Origin of the sequence: Riemerella columbipharyngis, from assembly GCF_900101995.1 — a bacterium.
GTDB classification, from domain to species: Bacteria; Bacteroidota; Bacteroidia; order Flavobacteriales; family Weeksellaceae; genus Riemerella; species Riemerella columbipharyngis.
The window spans coordinates 20,042-39,159 of the sequence record NZ_FNAS01000010.1 but is presented as its reverse complement, the minus strand read 5'-3'; the positions used below and the strand labels follow the sequence as shown (position 1 = coordinate 39,159).

The 19,118-nt window shown below is 36.6% G+C and carries 20 protein-coding genes and 3 tRNA genes; 10 read left to right on the top strand and 13 right to left on the bottom strand.

Going from position 1 to position 19,118, the window contains the following annotated elements; all coding sequences use genetic code 11:
- Positions 1-97: 97 nt before the first annotated feature.
- From cmk to BLS89_RS06540, 8 genes are all read right to left on the bottom strand, one after another.
- Positions 98-769 carry a (d)CMP kinase gene (gene cmk / locus BLS89_RS06570; protein WP_092736851.1) on the bottom strand — a complete coding sequence of 224 codons (672 nt, stop codon included), beginning with the start codon at positions 767-769 and terminating at the stop codon, positions 98-100.
- Between the two features lie 9 nt (positions 770-778).
- Entirely contained in the window at positions 779-1,777 is a 999-nt protein-coding gene (porQ, locus tag BLS89_RS06565; RefSeq protein ID WP_092736780.1) for a type IX secretion system protein PorQ, read from the bottom strand.
- A 128-nt stretch (positions 1,778-1,905) separates the two neighbouring features.
- Complete coding sequence (locus tag BLS89_RS06560) at positions 1,906-2,142, bottom strand: hypothetical protein (protein WP_143017740.1); 237 nt, start codon at positions 2,140-2,142, stop codon at positions 1,906-1,908.
- Between the two features lie 32 nt (positions 2,143-2,174).
- On the bottom strand, positions 2,175-2,426 hold the full coding sequence (locus BLS89_RS10425; protein ID WP_143017739.1) for a hypothetical protein: 252 nt from the start codon (positions 2,424-2,426) through the stop codon (positions 2,175-2,177).
- A 134-nt stretch (positions 2,427-2,560) separates the two neighbouring features.
- Positions 2,561-3,505, bottom strand: coding sequence for a transporter (locus tag BLS89_RS06555; protein ID WP_092736776.1), 945 nt, complete (start codon positions 3,503-3,505; stop codon positions 2,561-2,563).
- A 12-nt stretch (positions 3,506-3,517) separates the two neighbouring features.
- Positions 3,518-4,570, bottom strand: a complete 1,053-nt coding sequence (locus BLS89_RS06550; protein ID WP_092736774.1) for a cytochrome-c peroxidase — start codon at positions 4,568-4,570, stop codon at positions 3,518-3,520.
- Positions 4,571-4,641: 71 nt separating this feature from the next.
- The gene (locus BLS89_RS06545; RefSeq protein WP_092736849.1) at positions 4,642-5,463 is read right to left on the bottom strand and encodes an MbnP family protein; all 822 of its coding nucleotides are present in this window, start codon (positions 5,461-5,463) and stop codon (positions 4,642-4,644) included.
- A 93-nt stretch (positions 5,464-5,556) separates the two neighbouring features.
- Entirely contained in the window at positions 5,557-5,925 is a 369-nt protein-coding gene (locus BLS89_RS06540; protein WP_143017738.1) for a hypothetical protein, read from the bottom strand.
- A gap of 178 nt (positions 5,926-6,103) precedes the next feature.
- On the opposite strand from BLS89_RS06540, the gene BLS89_RS06535 reads away from it, so the two are divergent.
- The 4 genes from BLS89_RS06535 to BLS89_RS06520 all read left to right on the top strand — a co-directional run bounded on the left by BLS89_RS06535 (position 6,104) and on the right by BLS89_RS06520 (position 7,079).
- Positions 6,104-6,185: transfer RNA gene (locus BLS89_RS06535), tRNA-Leu, on the top strand.
- A gap of 5 nt (positions 6,186-6,190) precedes the next feature.
- Positions 6,191-6,263, top strand: a tRNA-Gly gene (locus tag BLS89_RS06530).
- Positions 6,264-6,302: 39 nt separating this feature from the next.
- A tRNA-Leu gene (locus BLS89_RS06525) sits at positions 6,303-6,386 on the top strand.
- Positions 6,387-6,506: 120 nt separating this feature from the next.
- Positions 6,507-7,079 (top strand): YceI family protein, encoded by a 573-nt coding sequence (locus BLS89_RS06520; protein ID WP_092736770.1) that lies wholly within the window; start codon positions 6,507-6,509, stop codon positions 7,077-7,079.
- Between the two features lie 68 nt (positions 7,080-7,147).
- On the opposite strand, the gene BLS89_RS06515 is transcribed toward BLS89_RS06520, so the two are convergent.
- The 4 genes from BLS89_RS06515 to BLS89_RS06500 all read right to left on the bottom strand — a co-directional run bounded on the left by BLS89_RS06515 (position 7,148) and on the right by BLS89_RS06500 (position 12,203).
- Positions 7,148-9,148, bottom strand: coding sequence for a S9 family peptidase (locus BLS89_RS06515; protein ID WP_092736768.1), 2,001 nt, complete (start codon positions 9,146-9,148; stop codon positions 7,148-7,150).
- A 73-nt stretch (positions 9,149-9,221) separates the two neighbouring features.
- Complete coding sequence (locus BLS89_RS06510) at positions 9,222-10,001, bottom strand: zinc ribbon domain-containing protein (protein WP_092736766.1); 780 nt, start codon at positions 9,999-10,001, stop codon at positions 9,222-9,224.
- 4 nt (positions 10,002-10,005) lie between these two features.
- Positions 10,006-11,103 carry a Nif3-like dinuclear metal center hexameric protein gene (locus tag BLS89_RS06505; protein ID WP_092736764.1) on the bottom strand — a complete coding sequence of 366 codons (1,098 nt, stop codon included), beginning with the start codon at positions 11,101-11,103 and terminating at the stop codon, positions 10,006-10,008.
- A gap of 95 nt (positions 11,104-11,198) precedes the next feature.
- On the bottom strand, positions 11,199-12,203 hold the full coding sequence (locus BLS89_RS06500) for a peptidylprolyl isomerase (protein ID WP_245688905.1): 1,005 nt from the start codon (positions 12,201-12,203) through the stop codon (positions 11,199-11,201).
- A 513-nt stretch (positions 12,204-12,716) separates the two neighbouring features.
- On the opposite strand from BLS89_RS06500, the gene BLS89_RS06495 reads away from it, so the two are divergent.
- The 6 genes from BLS89_RS06495 (at position 12,717) to rpsB (ending at position 18,176) form a co-directional block, all read left to right on the top strand.
- Positions 12,717-13,844 carry a DegT/DnrJ/EryC1/StrS family aminotransferase gene (locus tag BLS89_RS06495; protein ID WP_092736760.1) on the top strand — a complete coding sequence of 376 codons (1,128 nt, stop codon included), beginning with the start codon at positions 12,717-12,719 and terminating at the stop codon, positions 13,842-13,844.
- Positions 13,845-13,856: 12 nt separating this feature from the next.
- The gene (gene galE / locus BLS89_RS06490; RefSeq protein WP_092736758.1) at positions 13,857-14,885 is read left to right on the top strand and encodes a UDP-glucose 4-epimerase GalE; all 1,029 of its coding nucleotides are present in this window, start codon (positions 13,857-13,859) and stop codon (positions 14,883-14,885) included.
- The gene (gene rsmG, locus BLS89_RS06485; protein WP_092736756.1) at positions 14,886-15,521 is read left to right on the top strand and encodes a 16S rRNA (guanine(527)-N(7))-methyltransferase RsmG; all 636 of its coding nucleotides are present in this window, start codon (positions 14,886-14,888) and stop codon (positions 15,519-15,521) included. It begins immediately after the preceding gene.
- A gap of 881 nt (positions 15,522-16,402) precedes the next feature.
- Positions 16,403-16,858 carry a 50S ribosomal protein L13 gene (gene rplM, locus BLS89_RS06480; protein ID WP_092736847.1) on the top strand — a complete coding sequence of 152 codons (456 nt, stop codon included), beginning with the start codon at positions 16,403-16,405 and terminating at the stop codon, positions 16,856-16,858.
- A 5-nt stretch (positions 16,859-16,863) separates the two neighbouring features.
- Positions 16,864-17,250 (top strand): 30S ribosomal protein S9, encoded by a 387-nt coding sequence (gene rpsI, locus BLS89_RS06475; RefSeq protein WP_092736754.1) that lies wholly within the window; start codon positions 16,864-16,866, stop codon positions 17,248-17,250.
- A 167-nt stretch (positions 17,251-17,417) separates the two neighbouring features.
- Entirely contained in the window at positions 17,418-18,176 is a 759-nt protein-coding gene (gene rpsB / locus BLS89_RS06470) for a 30S ribosomal protein S2 (protein WP_092736845.1), read from the top strand.
- Positions 18,177-18,252: 76 nt separating this feature from the next.
- Here rpsB and BLS89_RS06465 read toward each other — a convergent pair whose 3' ends face one another.
- The gene (locus BLS89_RS06465; RefSeq protein WP_092736753.1) at positions 18,253-19,110 is read right to left on the bottom strand and encodes a YicC/YloC family endoribonuclease; all 858 of its coding nucleotides are present in this window, start codon (positions 19,108-19,110) and stop codon (positions 18,253-18,255) included.
- Between the last annotated feature and the right edge of the window lie 8 nt (positions 19,111-19,118).

The window sequence follows — 19,118 nt, the reverse complement described above, 5'->3', positions numbered from 1 at the left end:
TTTTTACTTTTATACAAACCGAGAATAGTAAAATTCAACATTCATATCAAAACAAGTTTTTTCAAAGAAAGCACACCGGTGAAACCGATGTGTTTTTTTATTGTATATGAGAGATGATCTCTGCTATACTTTGCTCTTTATCCAAATGGGTATTATCTATAAGTATGGCATCTTCGGTGCAGACCAATGGTGCGATTGCCCTTTCAGAATCTTTTTTGTCTCGCTCCAATAGATTGCGTTTCACTTCTTCCACAGAAACTTTTACGCCTGTATTTTTGAGTTCTAAGTATCTTCTTTTGGCACGCTCATCTGCACTTGCCGTAAGAAAAAATTTGAAGTCTGCATTCGGCAGTACCACACTTCCGATATCTCTACCGTCCATAATGACTCCCCCGTTTTCAGCGATTTTTCTTTGGGTATCCAGTAGGAATGCTCTTACTTCCGGTGTTTTTGCTATGTCGCTCACATTTTCGCTTACTTGTATTGTCCGGATTTCAGATTCTACATTTTTCCCATTGAGAAAGACTTCGGCTTTACCATTGCTGGGTTTCAGATTTATATTGATTTTAGGTAAAAGCATTGTTAATAAATTCAAATTAAGACTTCCGTCTCGGGTTTTACAATTCTGAAGCGTATACCATGTGATGGCTCTGTACAGTGCTCCTGTATCGATGTGGATAAGTCCGAGTCTTTTAGCTATTTCCTTAGAAATAGAACTTTTTCCGGTAGAGGAATAGCCATCAATGGCAATAACGAGTTTTTGTTTCATAATATACATTTATCTCCTATTTCCACTAAGCTGTATTAAATCCATAGTAAGTCCTATTTGGTTTAGGTTTGAAGAGTTATGGTATCTCGCGTGTGTATAATCAAATTTGAAATAAGAAATTCTAATCCCAAAGCCAAACGAAAGCCCTGTAAAACTTCTTTGGTCTTCTATTGTCAGTTCACTTCCTCGTTTTATATTATAGCCCAATCGGACATTGAAAGTATTCTCTGGAAACAGTTCTGCCCCAAAGGAGAAATGATCTGCTAATGTTTTTGTCCATCGGTTTTTTTGTCCGTTTTCATTGTATTTAGAAGAGATATTCCACTTTTGCAAATCATGGGCGGTAATGGTAAGGGCTACCGGAAAGTCAGGTAAAATTCTGGTATAGCCAGCATCTACTTTTACAGGCATATTTTCTCTTGTACCATTGTAGGTACGGAATTGATAGCCTAAGTTTCTAAAAACAAAACTAAAACTTTCCTTACGGTCTTTACGGTAGTAGGTCACACCCAGATTACCAGTGAGTGCCATAGAGTTGTATGTGTCTATTTTAGAGGTTATTATATTGATGTTAGCTCCAATAGTCCAGTCGTCTGAAAATTGGTAAGCATAGCCTAGCCCTAATGTGGTATCCATAGAAGAAAAATTACCATTTACATTACCAAACTCGTCGGTTCTTGGTATTGTTCCATAGTCTAAATACCGAGCGTTAAAGGAAAGCAAATGTCCTTCTCGAAGGTCTTTGGCGTAAGCTATTGTTCCGTAAGAGACTCCAGCGAGGTATTTTGTGTAGTTTATGGATATCCTGTTGTCCATATCCAAATTTAGTAGAGCAGGATTGGTAGCCGCAAAATTTTGGTCATAATCTCTCACAGATACGGCATCTCCTAAGGCGGCTTGTCTCGGTGAAAAAGGAAGGTTCAGAAAATTGTACACCGTAGTCCCATCTTGTGCCAAAAGCCTACAAGACAACATTAGCAAGACGATAAGCGGTATATTTTTTTTCATTTTCAAATGAATGAGGCTACAAATGTAATTGTTTTTAGCACTAAATAAAAATTTAAGTTCCCTATTTACAAAACACTTTTGCCCAAAACTAATATTTTGAGCAAAAATGAATTTATAAAAATAGTATTTTACTTAAGGGCAAAAAAGTCCTCTTTAATAGCTGATAATGAGTTTCTTTTGAAAATATAACAGCTGCCAGGATATTTGTTATCTCCCATTAAATCTTTACGAAATTTTTCTATATAAGCATCTCTAAATATACTGTGGTAATACTTGTTATCAACAGCAAAGAGCGGTGCATTTACATTTTGAGAAGTGGTAGCATACAAATCGCAATATCTCACCATAATTAGGTAGACTTTCATATCGTGTTCATTCGCATAGTTTACATAGTTGTTTAGAGGAACACAGCTGGGGGCGGTACAGCCCATTGGTAAAAAGTCACCACCAGAGAGCTGTCGCTTTTCTTAAGCTTACTTTTCAGCTGGACCACATTTATTTTGTAAACTTCATTATTAACCAAATGCGCTGTACTACTAAAATCGTGAACCAATTTTTTCTGGGTTAGCTTACCATAGTCATTCTTCAATCCGCAAATCGTACAACTTATGGTTGAAAGTAACGAGAAAGAAGCCAATGCCAATTTCAAAATTTTAGAAAAATAATTGTTCTTTATATTTGTAAATTTTAATGGATTTATTCCTTACAAATATAAAAATAATATAATGTTTGTGTTTAATAAAATTTAACGGTTTTTAATGAAGTTTAATTTTACACAAAATATTAAAGATTGAAATTAATATACACCGAGTTTCTGCCGCGTATTCTCACCCTATCTTCAGAGAGTTTGGATACGATAGGCATCTGGTTCTCCACGCCAATATTAAATTTGCCAATAGACATTTCTGCCCCCATCTTCCACAGAACAAGATAGCCACCTGTGTGAGAAAGTCTTTCGCCTACCTCTACATTAGGAAAATACCGTTCCGTAGCCATTCCTAAGCGGGGCGATATTGAGAAGTTGTTAAAATGATGGATGTAATACCCTGTAAGAGAACTATTCCACTGGTCTCCAAACCGATAGTATTTGCTGTTTTGATTTTTGAAAGTATAATCTGTGGATAGTGCTACTGCCCAACTATTTTTTGCATAAGTATAATTAATAATGGCTGCATAATCCCAGCTGCCGGTTCCTAGTTGGAAACTCGGATTGTAGCTCTCGGTTAGTTTTCGGTCAAATTTAGCTATGGGGATTTTTACACCAAGCCCTACATTCAGGCGATGGTGAGACATACTGTCTAACCTTAGCTTATAGATCGCCATAGCCGATAGATCTCCTATTCCGGAAATGTTTTGTTTAGGGTTGGTTTTACGCTCGTGGGCGTGATAAGGCAGGCTGGCATACGCATCCAAATTTTTGATAACAGGAAATCTTCCCCAAATCTGAATGGTATTGTAATATTCCGGCACAGAGTAATGCTTGTCATACTCATAGGCTTTGGACTCATATTTTTGAAACAAATACTTTACCCCTATAAACTGTGGATTCAGGATACTTTCAAACCCTGAAGACGCTCCTCCGATAGAGCATCCGCAGGCATCACATTGGATACGCTCTGCTTTTTTGTAATGTTCCAATATATAAGGGCGGTATATAGATAAGCTATCTCCGGCTTTCGCCAATGGAAGTAAAACGGAGGTTAAGATGATGATTAAAATAGGTTTCATTATTAAATAAATTTATTCTGCAAATGCAGGGTTGGAAATAAACTGAGGGTCATCTAAAGTAAGTAGAAAAGCAATAATGTCTTTTTTCTCTTGTTCTGTCATCGGTATGCCTACTCGTCCCGGAATTTTTTTTAGTAACGGATCGAGGTTCGGTGCGTCTTGTATTTGGTGCCCATTGTCGTTTGAATAAAAATCCAAAACAGCTTTTAGGGTAAAAAATCTACCATCGTGCATATATGGTGCAGTGTAGCCTAAATTCCGCAAGCTCGGTACTCGGAATTTTAGATAATCTTCTTTTTTGTCTGTTACCCTCTCTCTGCCGTTGTCTTTGTAATAAGCATTATAAGGCAATCCTGTATAGCGAAAACTTTGGTCTGTAAATAGTGCTGTACTATGGCAAGAGGTACATTTCTCATTAAAAAGTTTGTAGCCTTCTTGCTCTTGAGCCGAGAATTCTGCTTCGTGTCTCATCACTTTATCGTACTTACTGTCTGCCGATATGAGTGTTGCCATAAATTGAGTCAAGGCTTTAAATATCCGCTCCGGTGTAGCGGTTTCATCGCCATAAACGATTTTGAATAATCTTTTATAGTCTTTATCGTTATTTAATGTTTTTAGAATTGTACCAATGTCTCCGTCCATTTCCTCGTGAGTAGAGATAGGTACCAATGGCTGCTCTTCCAGATTAGTAATCGAGCCGTCCCACATATATTTGTTGAGGAATATCATATTTTGTACCGGTGGTGCATTTCTGATTCCTATTCTATCGTAGACACCATGACTTACCGGGTGCCCATGATGAGTGAAAGCATTTTCTTGAATATGACAAAACCCGCACGATACGATGCCGTCTGCAGACAAGCGTCCTTCGTGGAAAAGTTTTTTCCCAAGTTCTATGCCGTATTTGGTGGGATAATTTTTTTCTATGTCGTGCTGTATTTTTGGAAAATAATCAGGGATGCCAAGTTGTATTTTTGTATCTACCGGATAGTACACTTTTTCTTCTTTTCGGCACGATAGAAGCACGAAGAAGAGCAAAACTACTCCAAGAATATTTTTTTTCATTTTTTTATTTTTATCAAAGAGTAAAAATCTTCTGCCTATTTTTATCAGGCAGAAGATTTTATTACTGATGCTTAATTGGGGTTATTATGGGTATGATGTACAAAAAAAACTTCAGAAATATTCTCTATTGCCTTTTGAACGATAGGAGCTTTTGGTGTCATTTTATTGTCGTTGTCAGTATTTAAAATGATTTTGTTTTTGCCATCTAAGTATTTGGAAAAATCCGATACAATATGGACAATAGGAGAAATATTTCCACGCACTTTAGCAGTTCCTTTTATGTCAAGAGTTACGGTCTTGTATACATTAGGATACTCATCATTAGGTTTTCCCATATTTCCGATATGAGTCAAAAATTGTTTCTGTGTATTTTCTGTTGTAGTATATTCTCCTTCTATTTTTACGAAAACATATCCGGATTTCCAGTTCCATCTCATATCTTTAGCTTTGTCCCAAAACTCTCCTTGTTGATCTTGTCCCAATAAATATGCTTCTGGGGATACTCCTATACCGAACTGTACTTTTACATAATCGCCAGCAGGAATGTCTTTTAGCACAAAATCGTGAACGGTAGATATTCCCTCTCCGTTTCTCACAATGAAAGCTCCATTATTAGGGTCGTTCCAGTGGTATTTCACTTCTGTGCCATCAGCTTTTGTGAGAATTACATTACTAATGATATAATTGATTTTAGAGAATTGATAATTCTGTCCGCTAGAAGAGGTGTAGTTGTGTCCAAACAACAAAGACTCGCCTGCAAGCCTTGTGTCATCAAACTGTAATGTTACATTGTTCTTGTCATTGGTTTTAATTTTAGGTGAGCTGTCTCGGTTGCAAGATTGTACAACTAATAGAGTAGCCAATGCTACGAAAAGAAATTTTATGTTTTTCATTTTTTTAAATTTAATTTTAATATAACGATTAGAGCATTCCACAACGCAATGGAATACGAAAAGTTTGGATGCAAAATCCTTTGAAAATTAAATTTAAAAAATAGGAGGTTTGAATAGTCTTCCGTTATAATCGGCTGCAGTTAGTTTTTCTTTATAAAAATGATGAGCCGTGTTTTCTGCCACAGGTTCTTTGTTTTCAAAGTTATAATTATAGGTGGTCGTAGGTACTAAATCGAATGTTTTGTAAATACTTATGGCTTTAGGCGATTCTTTTTGTGTGTTTTCTAATTCTTTTCTTAGGCGGCATTTACCGTGGCAATGAGTTGTCGGAGTATTCTTATTGACACAATATTTCTTTTCTATATAATCTTGGTTGAGCTTAAAGTGGACAATAATAGCGACCTGCTGAAAGGTAATCATCAGCATAAGAAGAGTCATTAAAATACCAAAGCACTTTTTCACACTACAAATATAAGCATATACGCAAAATCTAAAATATGACAAGAATCACATTATATACATATTCAAGCTTTTATTTTAATAGCAAAGGGTAGGGGTAAAATATTTGATAAAAAATTTTGTCATTTAAAAAATAAGTTCTACATTTGCACTCACAAAAGATAAGCGAACTTATACAACTGCGGATGTGGTGTAATTGGTAGCCACGCCAGACTTAGGATCTGGTGCCGAGAGGCGTGGGGGTTCGAGTCCCTTCATCCGCACAATTGCGAAAATAGCTCAGCTGGTAGAGCACAACCTTGCCAAGGTTGGGGTCGCGGGTTCGAGTCCCGTTTTTCGCTCAAATAAAAATAGGAGCTCCGGCTTCTATTTTTTTTCCTGCCCTGGTGGTGGAATTGGTAGACACGCAGGACTTAAAATCCTGTGCCTCTTTTGGCGTACGGGTTCAAGTCCCGTCTGGGGTACAAAATCACTGTTAATTTTAATTAGCGGTGATTTTTGTTTTATAAACATTTTGACTTCTTTTTTACTTGGTCTAAAATTTGCATTGCTTTTGCAGAATAGAATTATAAAAAACAACTACAATGAAAAAATTAGCGTTATTATTCGTTTTAGCGAGTGGATTGGTGTTCTCTCAAACTAAAAGCCTCAAGGTGGTTTCTTCTAAAATTAATTGGTGGGGCTACAAAGTAGCCAAGACAGAGGCTTCTTCTCATCAAGGGACAATAGACCTCAGTAGCGGAACGGTTATCTTGAAAAACGGGCAATTAGCAGGAGGAAGTTTTGTTTTGGATATGAACTCTATCAATGCGACAGATCTGTCCGGAGAATATCAAACAAAACTGAATAATCACTTGAAAAATGGGGATTTCTTTGAGGTAGAAAAATACCCTACGGGGACTTTTAAAATGATGCTTTTAAGAAAAAACAATAAACCGGACTTCAATTATATTATTACGGGTAATCTTACACTAAAAGGCAGTACAAACGCCGTAACTTTTCCTGCAAAGATAGAGGTAAAAAATGGGGTTCTTACTCTTACTTCTGATAAATTCACTATTGACAGACAAAAATGGGGTGTTTCCTACAAATCTACGATGAAAGATATTGTGATAAAAGATGATATAGACTTACAGGTAACGCTTTCTGCTAAATAAAAAATCTTTATTTAAGATAAAAAAGGATAAAAATAAGCTGCCTCATCTTGGGGCAGCTTATTTTTTTATTAAAGTGTTTCTTTCAGCCATTTGAAAAACTCTCGCTGCCAGAGCAACCCATTCTGAGGATTCAGTACCCAGTGATTTTCATTAGGGAAATAAAGCATCTGTGTTTTAAGTCCTTTAAGTTTCGCTGCTTGAAACGCTTCTTGCCCTTGTTCATAAGGTACTCGGTAGTCTGTTCCTCCTTGAATAATCATAATTGGGCGATTCCAATTTTTCACAAAATTACTCGGGTTAAAATCTGTGTAAGATTTTGGCACAGGCGTATCATAAGGAGAGCCTCCTAAATCCCAATTGGCAAACCAAAGTTCGTCTGTCGTAAGATACCAAGATTTCATATCAAACAATCCGTCGTGGGCGATAAATGTCTTGAACCTATTTTTGTGAATTCCCGCAAGCATGAATACGCTGTATCCTCCATAGCTTGCACCTACGCACCCCATACGGCTGCCGTCTATATAAGGTAATGTTTTAGCGTAATCTGCGGCTGACAAATAGTCTTTCATAGGCTGTCCTCCCCAGTCTTTGGAGATATCTGCATTCCATTTTACTCCCCAGCCCGGCATTCCCCTGCGGTTTGGTGCTATCACTATGTAGCCTTGGGCTGCCATAAGGGCAAAGTTCCAGCGAACAGAGAAAAACGGTGTAAGAGCCGACTGCGGACCTCCCTGGCAATACAGCAGCGAAGGATACTTTTTGTGAGGGTCAAAGTTTGGTGGGTAGAAAAACCAAACACCCATTTCTTTGCCATCGGTAGTCTTTACCATTTTAAGCTCAGATTTAGAAGGAGTAATTTTAGCATAGATCTCCTTATTAACATTCGTAAGCTGAACCATTTTTCCGTTGTTCAAATTTACAGAATACAAATCCGTATTGTGATTGACATCCGTTCTGCCTACTACTAATCCGTTTTTATTCTGGGCATAGATGTTATTTACATCAAATTGCCCGTCGGTTACTTGCTTAATGGCTTTCGTTTTAGCATCTGCAGAAAAAAGGTGTTTCGTTCCGCGATAGGCGGCGGTAAAATAAATGGTTTTCCCTCCTTTGTCCCAAGAGAAATCACCATCTATACTTTCGTCCCAGTTTTTGGTAATATTTGTTACTTTTCCGGTGCTAAGCTCCATTATTTTAAGCTCATTTTTATCTGCTTCGTAACCGTCGGTTGCCATACTTAGCCAAGCCAAATGTTTTCCGTCAGGACTGAATTTTGGATTCATATCGTATCCTTTATTACTTTCAGTCAGATTTTTTACAGTACCGGAATTAAGGTTATACGAGAATATATCGGTGTTTGTAGAAATCATATACTTCACCCCGTCGTAGGGTTTTAGAACGAATAATATCTCGGAAGAATCAGGGCTGAAAGTAAAGTCTTCTTGTCCGCCACCCGGCTGTTGAGGGCAATCCCAAGGATTGCAGCCAATAATATCTTTTGCCTCATCGGTATTCTCATCTGCATTTACTACAAAAATATGATTGTATTTACCTTTGTTAAAATGATCCCAATGTCTGTGATTAAGGTCTGTAAAAACATATCCGGTAGTCTTCGGTAAATCCTTGTAGATATCTTTACCCATAATTTTGTTTATCAAAACCTCTTTACTAAATGCTATCTTCTTGCCATCAGGAGATACTATTGCGAGGTCTGCATCTTTGTCCAAAGTATAGAAAAGCGTCCAAGTTTTGCCCATATCTTTGGAGAGGTATATTTGATTTTCTTTTCTGGCGTAGATGCCGTTGCTATCCCATTGGAACGGAGTTTTGCCCTTTAAATTCAGATTGATGCTTTGGTTGTTTTTAAGATTGAGCAAAAAGTTTTCATGATTTGTTTTTTCTGTCTCTAAATTCACTTGTCCCACGCTGTATAGTAATGCATCTTGAGACGGCGATACCGTTTGTACATTTATTTTCTTTAATGTCCAGAGTATTTCCGGAGTCATTACATTTTGGGCATTCATCAGCATTGGTGCTGCTAAACCGAGTAGAGCGTATTTTAATTTCATAAGAGTAATTTTATGCTTCCAAAAATAAAAAAATCCGCTTAAATGAAGCGGACTTTTTATAAGTTTTTTATTCTTAAAACTTTATTATTTCTTGCATTTTAGCATTTTCTTCGCTTACCAAATCATCATCTACTAAGATTTTACCGGAATGTTCGTCTATAACGATCTTTTTCCTTTGAGCGATTTCTACTTGTTTCTGAGGCGGAATAGTAAAGTAAGATCCTTTCGGAGCACCTCGTTCTATACCTACTACAGCGAGTCCGTTAGAAGATCCGTTTCGGATTCTTTGATAAGAAGCCAAAAGTCTTTTGTCTATTTTCTTTGCAAACTCTTCGGATTTTTTAACCAAAAATTCTTCTTCTTTTTGAGTCTCGTTGATGAGATTATCCAGCTCGTTTTTCTTATAATTCAAATGACCGTCGAGCTCCGAAATTTTTTCTTTAAGGGCATTTAGAGATTCTTTTTTGTGCTCTATTCTTGCTTTGAATTCTTTGATTTTCTTTTCTGCTAATTGTATCTCAAGGTCTTGGTACTCTATTTCTTTTTCCAATGCACTGAATTCTTTATCATTTCTTACATTGTCCTGCTGGCTTTTATACTTTTCTATCAATGTTTTGGATTGCTTGATAAGCTCTTTTTTGCTAGTAACTTCGCCTTGCTGTTCTTTGATTTCGTTTTCAAATTTTTCCACTCTTTTGTTCAGGCCTTGTATTTCTGTTTCCAAGTCTTCTACCTCTATGGGTAGTTCTCCTCTGGTATTGCGGATTTCATCCAAACGAGAGTCTATAAACTGCAAGTCGTATAACGCTCTTAGTTTTTCTTCTACAGAGATGTCATCGGTTTTCTTTGCCATATCGTTATATAAAATAATTTACGGGGTTAGTATTTTGAGTCGTTTTTAAGACTGCAAAGGTAGTAAAATTTTCTGATAAAATTTCAAATAATTGTGTCATAACAAATTGCTCTGATTCGAAATGCCCAATATCACAAATCAACATTTTATCCTCTCCTTGATAAAACTCATGGTATTTTACATCTCCTGTAAGGTAAGCATCGCAGCCCTTTGCTAGAGCCGCCTTTATTCCGATGGTTCCACTTCCGCCTATCATTCCTACTTTTTTTATTTTTTTATTAGTCAAAGGACTATAACGAACGACTTTTAGATTAAATTTATTTTTGATCAACGACAAAAAATCCCACTCGTCCATTTCTTCCGGCAACTCGCCATATTGCCCCAGACCTAAATATTGATTTTCATTATCCAATGTGTAAATATGATAGGCTACCTCTTCATAAGGATGTGCAGATTTCATAGCCTCAATAACTGCGGGAAGCTTATAATCTTCAAAAATAACGGATAATGCAGACTCTTCCGTGGTTTCTCTTTCTCCGATAGTTCCGCAGTACGGATTTGCTCCTTTTTTAGGGCGGAATGTTCCATTGCCTCCGAGAGCGTAGCTGCACTCATCATAGAAACCTATATTCCCGGCACCTGCTTGAAATAGGGCTTCTTTTAGGACTTCTAAATGATCATTGGGTACATAGACTACCAGCTGTTTTAATGATTTGTTTTTAGGCATCAGCGTGCGTAGATTTTCAAGTCCAAGCTCTTTGCCGATTTGATGATTAACACCAAGAAAATCATTATCCAAAGCTGTATGAATAGCTATAATGGCTATTTTCTTTTCAATGGCTTTCAAGACTGCCCGCTCCACATAGTTTTTTCCTGTAATTGATTTTAGCCCCGAAAAGATAATGGGATGGAAAGCCAAAACGACATTGGCGCCTCGTGCTTCTGCTTCGTCTATAACCTCCTCCAAAGCATCATGGGCTATGAGAACTCTGGTAATCTCTCTCTCCGGAACGCCGCAGAGCAAGCCTACATTATCAAAATCTTCAGCCTGCCGGAAGGGGATCAAAGAATTGAGTTTGGAAATAAAATCATGTATTGTCATAATATGATTGTATGGTAATCTTTTTAATGATTTGAAATTTAGAAAACTAAAACGGTGAAACTTTTTGTGGTCCCACCGTTTTGATATTGTTTTTTTTATTTTACTTTCACCAATTCCACATCAAAGAGAAGCCAAGCATTTGGTGGAATAACGCCTCCCGCACCTCTTGCTCCGTAGCCTAATGCCGGCGGGATAAGCAGGGTGGCTTTTTCACCTTCTTTTAATAGCATTATACCTTCATCCCAACCTTTGATAACACGCCCTGTTCCCACAGGAAAATCTATCGGTTCGTGTCTTTTGTAAGAATTGTCAAACTCCATTCCGTTAAGTAGTTTTCCGGAATAATGAACTGCAACGACATCTCCTGCTTTTGGAGCTTTTCCTTCTGTCGTCTGTGTAATTTTGTAGAACAGTCCGCTTGGGGTTTGAGTCATTTCGCTCTTCATTCTTTCTAATTTCTTAGCTTCTTCTGCTGCTTTTTTTTCAAAATATGCTTGGTTGTTTTCTTGGATTTTAGCCTTGCCTTCATTGAAAGTTTTCGCTGCGTCATAATGTTTGTAGGCCTCTCCTTTTGTGAAAATTTCTACTTTTTCGATTTTCACATCTTGTTCCGGGCGATCTTGAGCCGCTGTTTTTACATTAGCAATAGCATCTATTACCTCTATTCCTTTTACCACTTTTCCGAAAATAGTGTGTTTCCCATCAAGCCAAGGCGTAGGTACATGTGTAATGAAAAACTGAGAGCCATTGGTATTAGGTCCGGAATTTGCCATAGACAGATAGCCTTCGGCATCATGTTTCAGGTCGTTTTTCTCATCGTCAAATTTGTATCCGGGGCTTCCCATTCCGGTACCTTGCGGGTCTCCGCCTTGTATCATAAAATTCTTGATAACTCGGTGGAAAATAAGCCCGTCATAAAATGGAACGCCTTTAGTCTTAGCTTTGTTTTCTATTTTACCTTGGGCAAGTCCCACAAAATTGGCTACCGTTACCGGTGATTCTTTATCAAAAAACTTGATAATCATATCCCCCTTAGAGGTTTCCATTTTAGCATACACGCCATCGGGCAGAGCTTCATAAAAAGATTTGTCTATATTCATTTTCTTGTATATTGGGTTACAATTAGTTAAAGTAAGTATTGCTATTGTAGCAAAACATAAAGATACGATTTTTTTCATTTTTATTTTAGTTGTCTTTCTTTAATTATTTTATAATTATTATGAGTTTGTTGTGCTTTCCAAAAGCAATAACCGCTGCTCTGTCTTTGCTCTGCGTGCGGATAAATCTTTTAAAACTGAAAACAAGCCGTAAAAAGCAAAAGAAATATAAAAAAGTCTCTGCTTTGCCGCACAAAAATAAGAAAAGATTTTTTATGACAAATTAATTCTTACGGTAAAATACGGAAATCGTATAAGATAGGGTGGTAAAGAAACTTGCGATGAATATTGTTTTGTTGTTAAAAAAAATAATGGATTGCAGATAAAAGGAAGTCGTTGATGCTTAGAATGAAATATTAGAGATACTTATTTTGTTCTGAAGAGGCAAGAGGCTAAACATTCGGATAACATTTTTTTTAATCGAGATTAATCCTTACCTTTACAGAAAAATTTTTTATGAAAAAAATACAAATGGTTGACCTTCAGAGTCAATACTTTAAGATAAAAAATGAAGTAGATAATGCAGTTCTTAATGTGATGGAATCTGCACAATTTGTGAATGGTCCGGAGGTAAAATTGTTCCAAAAGGAGCTGGAGGATTATTTGGATGTTAAACATATGATTCCTTGTGCCAATGGGACAGATGCTCTGCAAATTGCACTTATGGCTCTTGGTTTGCAAGAGGGCGATGAGGTAATTACTGCTGATTTTACTTTTGCCGCTACGGTAGAAGTTATCCATTTGCTCAAGCTGAAAGCTGTTTTGGTGGATGTGGATTATGATACCTTTACCATTGATCCTGAAAAAATCCGTCAAGCCATTACGCCGAAAACCAAAGCCATTATTCCTGTTCATCTTTTTGGGCAATGTACCAATATGGAGGAGATTCTGAAAATTGCCAAAGAACACAATCTCTATGTCGTAGAAGATAATGCTCAAGCGATAGGAGCGGAATTTACATTCTCGGATGGAACAGTGAAAAAGGCCGGAACGATGGGAACTATTGGGACGACATCTTTCTTCCCGTCTAAAAATCTCGGCTGCTATGGAGATGGCGGTGCTATTTTTACCAATGATGACGAGCTGGATTATAAGATTAGAGGAATTGTAAATCACGGAATGTATAAACGCTATTACCACGATGAAGTGGGGGTTAATTCCCGTCTTGATAGCATTCAGGCAGCGGTGCTGAGGAGAAAGTTGCCGTTCCTTAACCAATACAATGATGCGAGAAGAAAAGCAGCAGATTATTACGATAGTGCTTTTTCAGGGCATCCAAATATGTTGATACCTAAAAGATATGCGCAGAGTACCCATGTGTTCCACCAATATACATTGCGTATTCTCAATGGGAAAAGAAATGAACTGCAAGAGTTTTTGACTTCAAAGGAAATTCCTGCAATGATTTATTATCCTGTGGCTTTGAGGAAACAAAAAGCCTATTTCCAAGATAGCAAAGACGCGGATTTCATTAACACAGATAAACTTTTAGACGAAGTTATCTCTCTGCCAATGCACACGGAGTTAGATGCCGAACAACTCAAATATATCACAGAGTCGGTATTAGAATTTATGAATAAATAAGAAAAATATAAGATGGCTATTTTAGTTACGGGAGGATTGGGATACATTGGCTCTCATACGGTGGTAGAGCTTTTGAATAATGGTTTTGAGGTGGTTATTGTGGATGATATGTCCAATTCCGAAAAATTTGTTCTCGAAAATATTAAAGAAATAACGGGGAAATCACCTGTTCTTTATCCATTTGATTTGAAACGCAGAGACTTATTGGCTCAGGTTTTAGACGCCCACTATATTGAGGGATGTATCAATTTTGCAGCATTCAAAGCCGTAGGGGAAAGCCAAGTGAAACCGGTAGATTACTATGAGAATAATCTGTTTTCTTTGATTAATATTTTGCAAGAGTTCAAAGAACGGAATATTTCCAATTTTGTGTTTTCGTCTTCGTGTACCGTGTATGGGCAGGCGGACAAAATGCCTATTGATGAGGATACCCTGCTTAAAACCCCGGAGTCTTCCTACGGAAAAACCAAACAAATGGGAGAGGAGATTCTACGGGATTTCGCTAATGCTCATAAAAAAAAGGTAACACTGCTGAGGTACTTTAACCCAATAGGTGCCCACCCTTCTGCAAAAATAGGAGAGCTGCCGATAGGAATTCCTAATAATCTTGTGCCTTATGTAATGCAAACGGCGGCAGGAATTAGGGAGGAACTTCATGTTTGGGGTGCGGACTATCCTACACCGGACGGGACGGCCATAAGAGATTATATCTATGTTGTGGATTTGGCAAAAGCTCATGTCTTAGCCTTAAAAAAAATACTTAACAGCAAGGAGGAAACGCTCGTAGATGTCTATAACTTAGGAACAGGAAAGGGTTCGTCTGTATTAGAAGTTGTTCATGCTTTTGAGAAAGCTAATAATGTGAAAGTGCCGTATAAAATTTGCGGTCGTAGAGAGGGAGATATTACCATTGCTTATGCTGATGTGAGCAAAGTAGAGCGGGAGTTGGGCTGGAAATCGAAAACAACGCTGGAAGAGGCACTTAGGACGACATGGGAGTGGCAGAAATACTTAGAAACACGCAACGAAAAAGACTGTTAAATGGGGATAGACCTTATTACTAAGTATTTTCCAAACCTTACAGAAAGACAAAAAGGACAGTTTGTTCAATTAGAGACACTCTACAACGAGTGGAACGAGAAAATAAATGTCATCTCTCGCAAAGATATGGCGAGTTTGTACGAAAAGCATATACTGCATTCTTTGGGAATAGTCAAAGTAATGTCTTTTTCAGCTGGGACTAAGGTTTTAGATGTAGGTACAGGTGGCGGTTTTCCCGGTATTCCGCTGGCGATTCTATTTCCGAATGTCCATTTTACGCTGGTGGATTCTATTGGTAAAAAAATCAAAGTAGTAGAAGCGGTTGCTAATGGCGTAGGACTGGAAAATGTAACTGCTGTACATGGTAGGGCAGAGGGCGTAGAGGGGAAATTCCATTTTGTGGTAAGCCGTGCCGTTACGCAGATGCCCGTATTTCTCAGGTGGCTCAAAGGGAAGTTTGAGAAAGAGCAAATCAACTCTAAACACAATGGCGTATTGTATCTGAAAGGTGGTGATTTAGCCGAAGAATTAGCCGGGCTAAAGTGCGAGGTTTTCAGTCTCAATCATTATTTTGAGGAGTCTTTTTTTGACACTAAAAAGGTGGTGTATATTTCCAAAGGTAATTTTAAAAATTGATAGACCATTATTTTTGTTGTGCACTTTAGTAATTAATTTATTTATTATACTGAATTTAAAGATGTCATGGGATGAAAAAGCTTACACAAAATAAACTGATTTTACTTTCTCTTCTCACCTGATAGTTGCAGTTAATGTATACTACTCCCCAAATGTTAGACCGGAATTAATCAGATTTAAGTTGATTAGGATATTCAAAATTAAATAATTCTATTGATTTTTACTATTGATGCCTTAGTGTTTTCTATGATGGTATTTCTCAATGAAATTTTATTTTTTATGAATCAAAATTAAGCTTTTTCCAACTTAATTTGTGGTACGATTTTTTTGGAATAATATAAATCTAATCTCTAAGTTCAAATATAAAAGCGATATATGAGATAAAAGATTTATTTCTATTAAAAGGATTTTTTTAAGGTAAAAATGCGTAAACATTGGCACAAAGCGTGATAGAAATACTGTTGCCTCACAAAGACTCGGTAAAGTCCATTATCAGTGATAATGGTGTTGAGTTTGCCCATCATCAAAAGGTTGCAAAAAAAATGTAGTTTGAATTTTATTTTGTACATCCGTATAATTTATGGTAAAGGGAATTGAATGAATACAGCAATAAATGAGTCAGGTAATATATTTCGAAATCATCAGAATTTAGCACCATTGATGATGAATATATCAAAGAAATTCAATGTAAAATTAACTGAAGACCAAGGGAAAAACTTAAATTTTATAACTCCGAAAGACCTCTTTTATCAATGTGTCGTATTTGATGGTTGAATGTACCGAGAAGATTTAATCCGCAGAAAATTTTTCAATTAAAAAAATATTTGTACTTTTGCACTCCCGTATGGGGAAAATTATGTTTAATCGTAAACGATAAATTTGTGAATACATTAAGTTACAAAACAGTATCGGCAAACCAAGCTACCGCTAATAAAGAATGGGTTGTGGTGGACGCTGCCGGGCAGCCATTAGGACGATTAGCGTCTAAGGTTGCGAAGATTTTGAGAGGTAAGCACAAAACAAACTTTACACCTCATGTAGATTGTGGTGATAATGTAATTGTTTTGAATGCAGGGAAAGTAGAGCTTTCCGGGAACAAGTGGTCTGACAAAACATATATCTGGCATACAGGTTATCCTGGAGGTCAAAAGTCTATGACAGCTGAAGAGCTTAGAAAAAAGAACAGCTTGAGGATTTTAGAAAAATCTGTAAAAGGAATGCTTCCTAAAAACAGATTAGGTGCTAAAATTTTGAAAAACCTTTATCTATACGAAGGTACAGAGCATAAGCACGAAGCTCAGCAGCCAAAAGTAATTAACATTAACGAAATCAAATAAGATATATGTCAATAGTACACAAAATAGGAAGAAGAAAAACTTCTGTGGCAAGAGTCTATGTGAAACCAGGTACAGGAAATATTTCTGTGAATGGGAAAGATGCCAAAGAATATTTTTGCACAGATGTTTTGGTATATAAAGTGAATCAGCCTTTCTTGCTTACTGAGACTACAGGACAATATGATGTTAAAATCAATGTGTTCGGTGGTGGTATTACTGGTCAAGCAGAAGCTATCAGATTAGGGCTTTCCAGAGCATTATGCGAAATAAATGAAGAAAACCGTGCAATCTTAAAACCCCACGGGCTTCTTACAAGAGACGCAAGAATGGTGGAAAGAAAAAAACCAGGACAGAAAAAAGCGAGAAAGAAATTCCAATTCTCAAAACGTTAATATTTTTAGAAGTGAAGAAAATATTTTTATCAAATTATTTTTATTCATTATTCTGAATTTTAAAACTAAAAATTGCCCGTTATGTTTAGCATCCAAACAATTCTCCCATCTATAGAATTTGTTGATTGCTCAAGAAAGCGGAAAGTAAACTAACAAAAAAGAAAATAATGGCAAAAGCAAATGTAAAAGACCTTTTAGAGGCAGGAGTACACTTCGGTCATATGACAAGAAAGTGGAATCCGAATATGGCTCCGTATATCTTTATGGAGAAAAATGGTATTCACATTATCGATTTACACAAAACAGCTGTTAAATTAGAAGAAGCTTGTACAGCTCTTGAAAAAATAACTTCGGCTGGTAAAAAAGTTCTTTTCGTAGCAACTAAAAAACAAGCTAAAGAAATAGTAGCAAAACACGCATCTGATGTCAATATGCCTTATATTACAGAAAGATGGCCGGGAGGTATGCTTACCAACTTCGTTACTATCAGAAAAGCCGTGAAGAAAATGAACGCTATTGATAAAATGAAGAAAGATGGTACTTTCGAAACTTTATCTAAAAAAGAAAGATTACAAGTAGATAGACAAAGAGCTAATCTTGAAAAAAACTTAGGTTCTATAGCAGATATGGTGCGTCTTCCTTCTGCAGTATTTGTAGTGGATATTATGAGAGAACATATTGCTGTAACTGAAGCTAAAAAATTGGGTATTCCTGTTTTTGCAATCGTAGATACCAATTCTGATCCAAGAAAAGTGGATTATGTAATCCCTGGTAACGATGATGCTTCTAAGTCTATTGATATGATTCTTTCTGCTGTTACAGATGCTATCAAAGAAGGACAATCTCAAAGAAAAGCTGAGAAAGAAAAATCTAAAGAAGAAGCGAAAGCGACTGCTGATAAAGATGATGACTTTGATGCAGAGTAATAAATAGAATGTTTATATATTAAAATCCACTTCAAAGATGAGGTGGATTTTTTATTATGATAATCTTTATTGCTATTTATAAAATATTGAGAGTTTGTTCTTTGATTTTTTCTAAATCGTCTTTCATCATCACAACTAATTTTTGGATTTCACTGTGATTTGATTTTGAACCGAGAGTATTGATTTCCCTCCCAATTTCTTGAGCTATAAATCCCAATTTTTTACCATTGCACTGCTCATTTTCCATAACTTCTTTATAGTATTTCAGATGTTGGGCAAGGCGTGTCTTTTCTTCTGATATATCTAATTTTTCTATATAATAAACTACTTCTTGGTAGTAGCGTGTTTCATCTATTGATTCAAAGTCTTTTAATGCCTTTTCGTATTTTTCTTTAATGATACGGATTCGTTCGGATTCGTAAGGTTCTACTTTTTTTAAAAATTTACCGATATTCTCAATATTACTATCTAAATCTCTTCTTAAGCAGTCGCCTTCGGTTTTTCTGAAGTTATTAAACTGTGAAAGAGCCTCCTCGATGAGCTTTTTTAATACATTCCATTCCTCGCTGGAGAGTTCTTCGCTTTTTGTGGAAACAGCTTCCGGAAGTCTCATAGCTATTTTTAGATATTCGATATCTCTACCGTCTTTTGATATGGACTTTAGTTCAGAAACATAGCTTTTTACCATGTTGTGGTTAATGATTACAGAAGGATTTTCCTCCATATGCTCTATAGAGATGTAGCAGTCTGCTTTTCCTCTTACAATAGTCTCGCTAAGTATTTTTCTTATTTCAAATTCTTTTTCTTTGTAAAATAGTGGAATACGAATATTTAGATCTATATTTTTACCATTAAGCGAGCGAATATCGACACTTATTTTTTTTCCTTCAAAGTTTCCTTCGGCTCTGCCGAATCCCGTCATTGATATTATCATAATTAAAA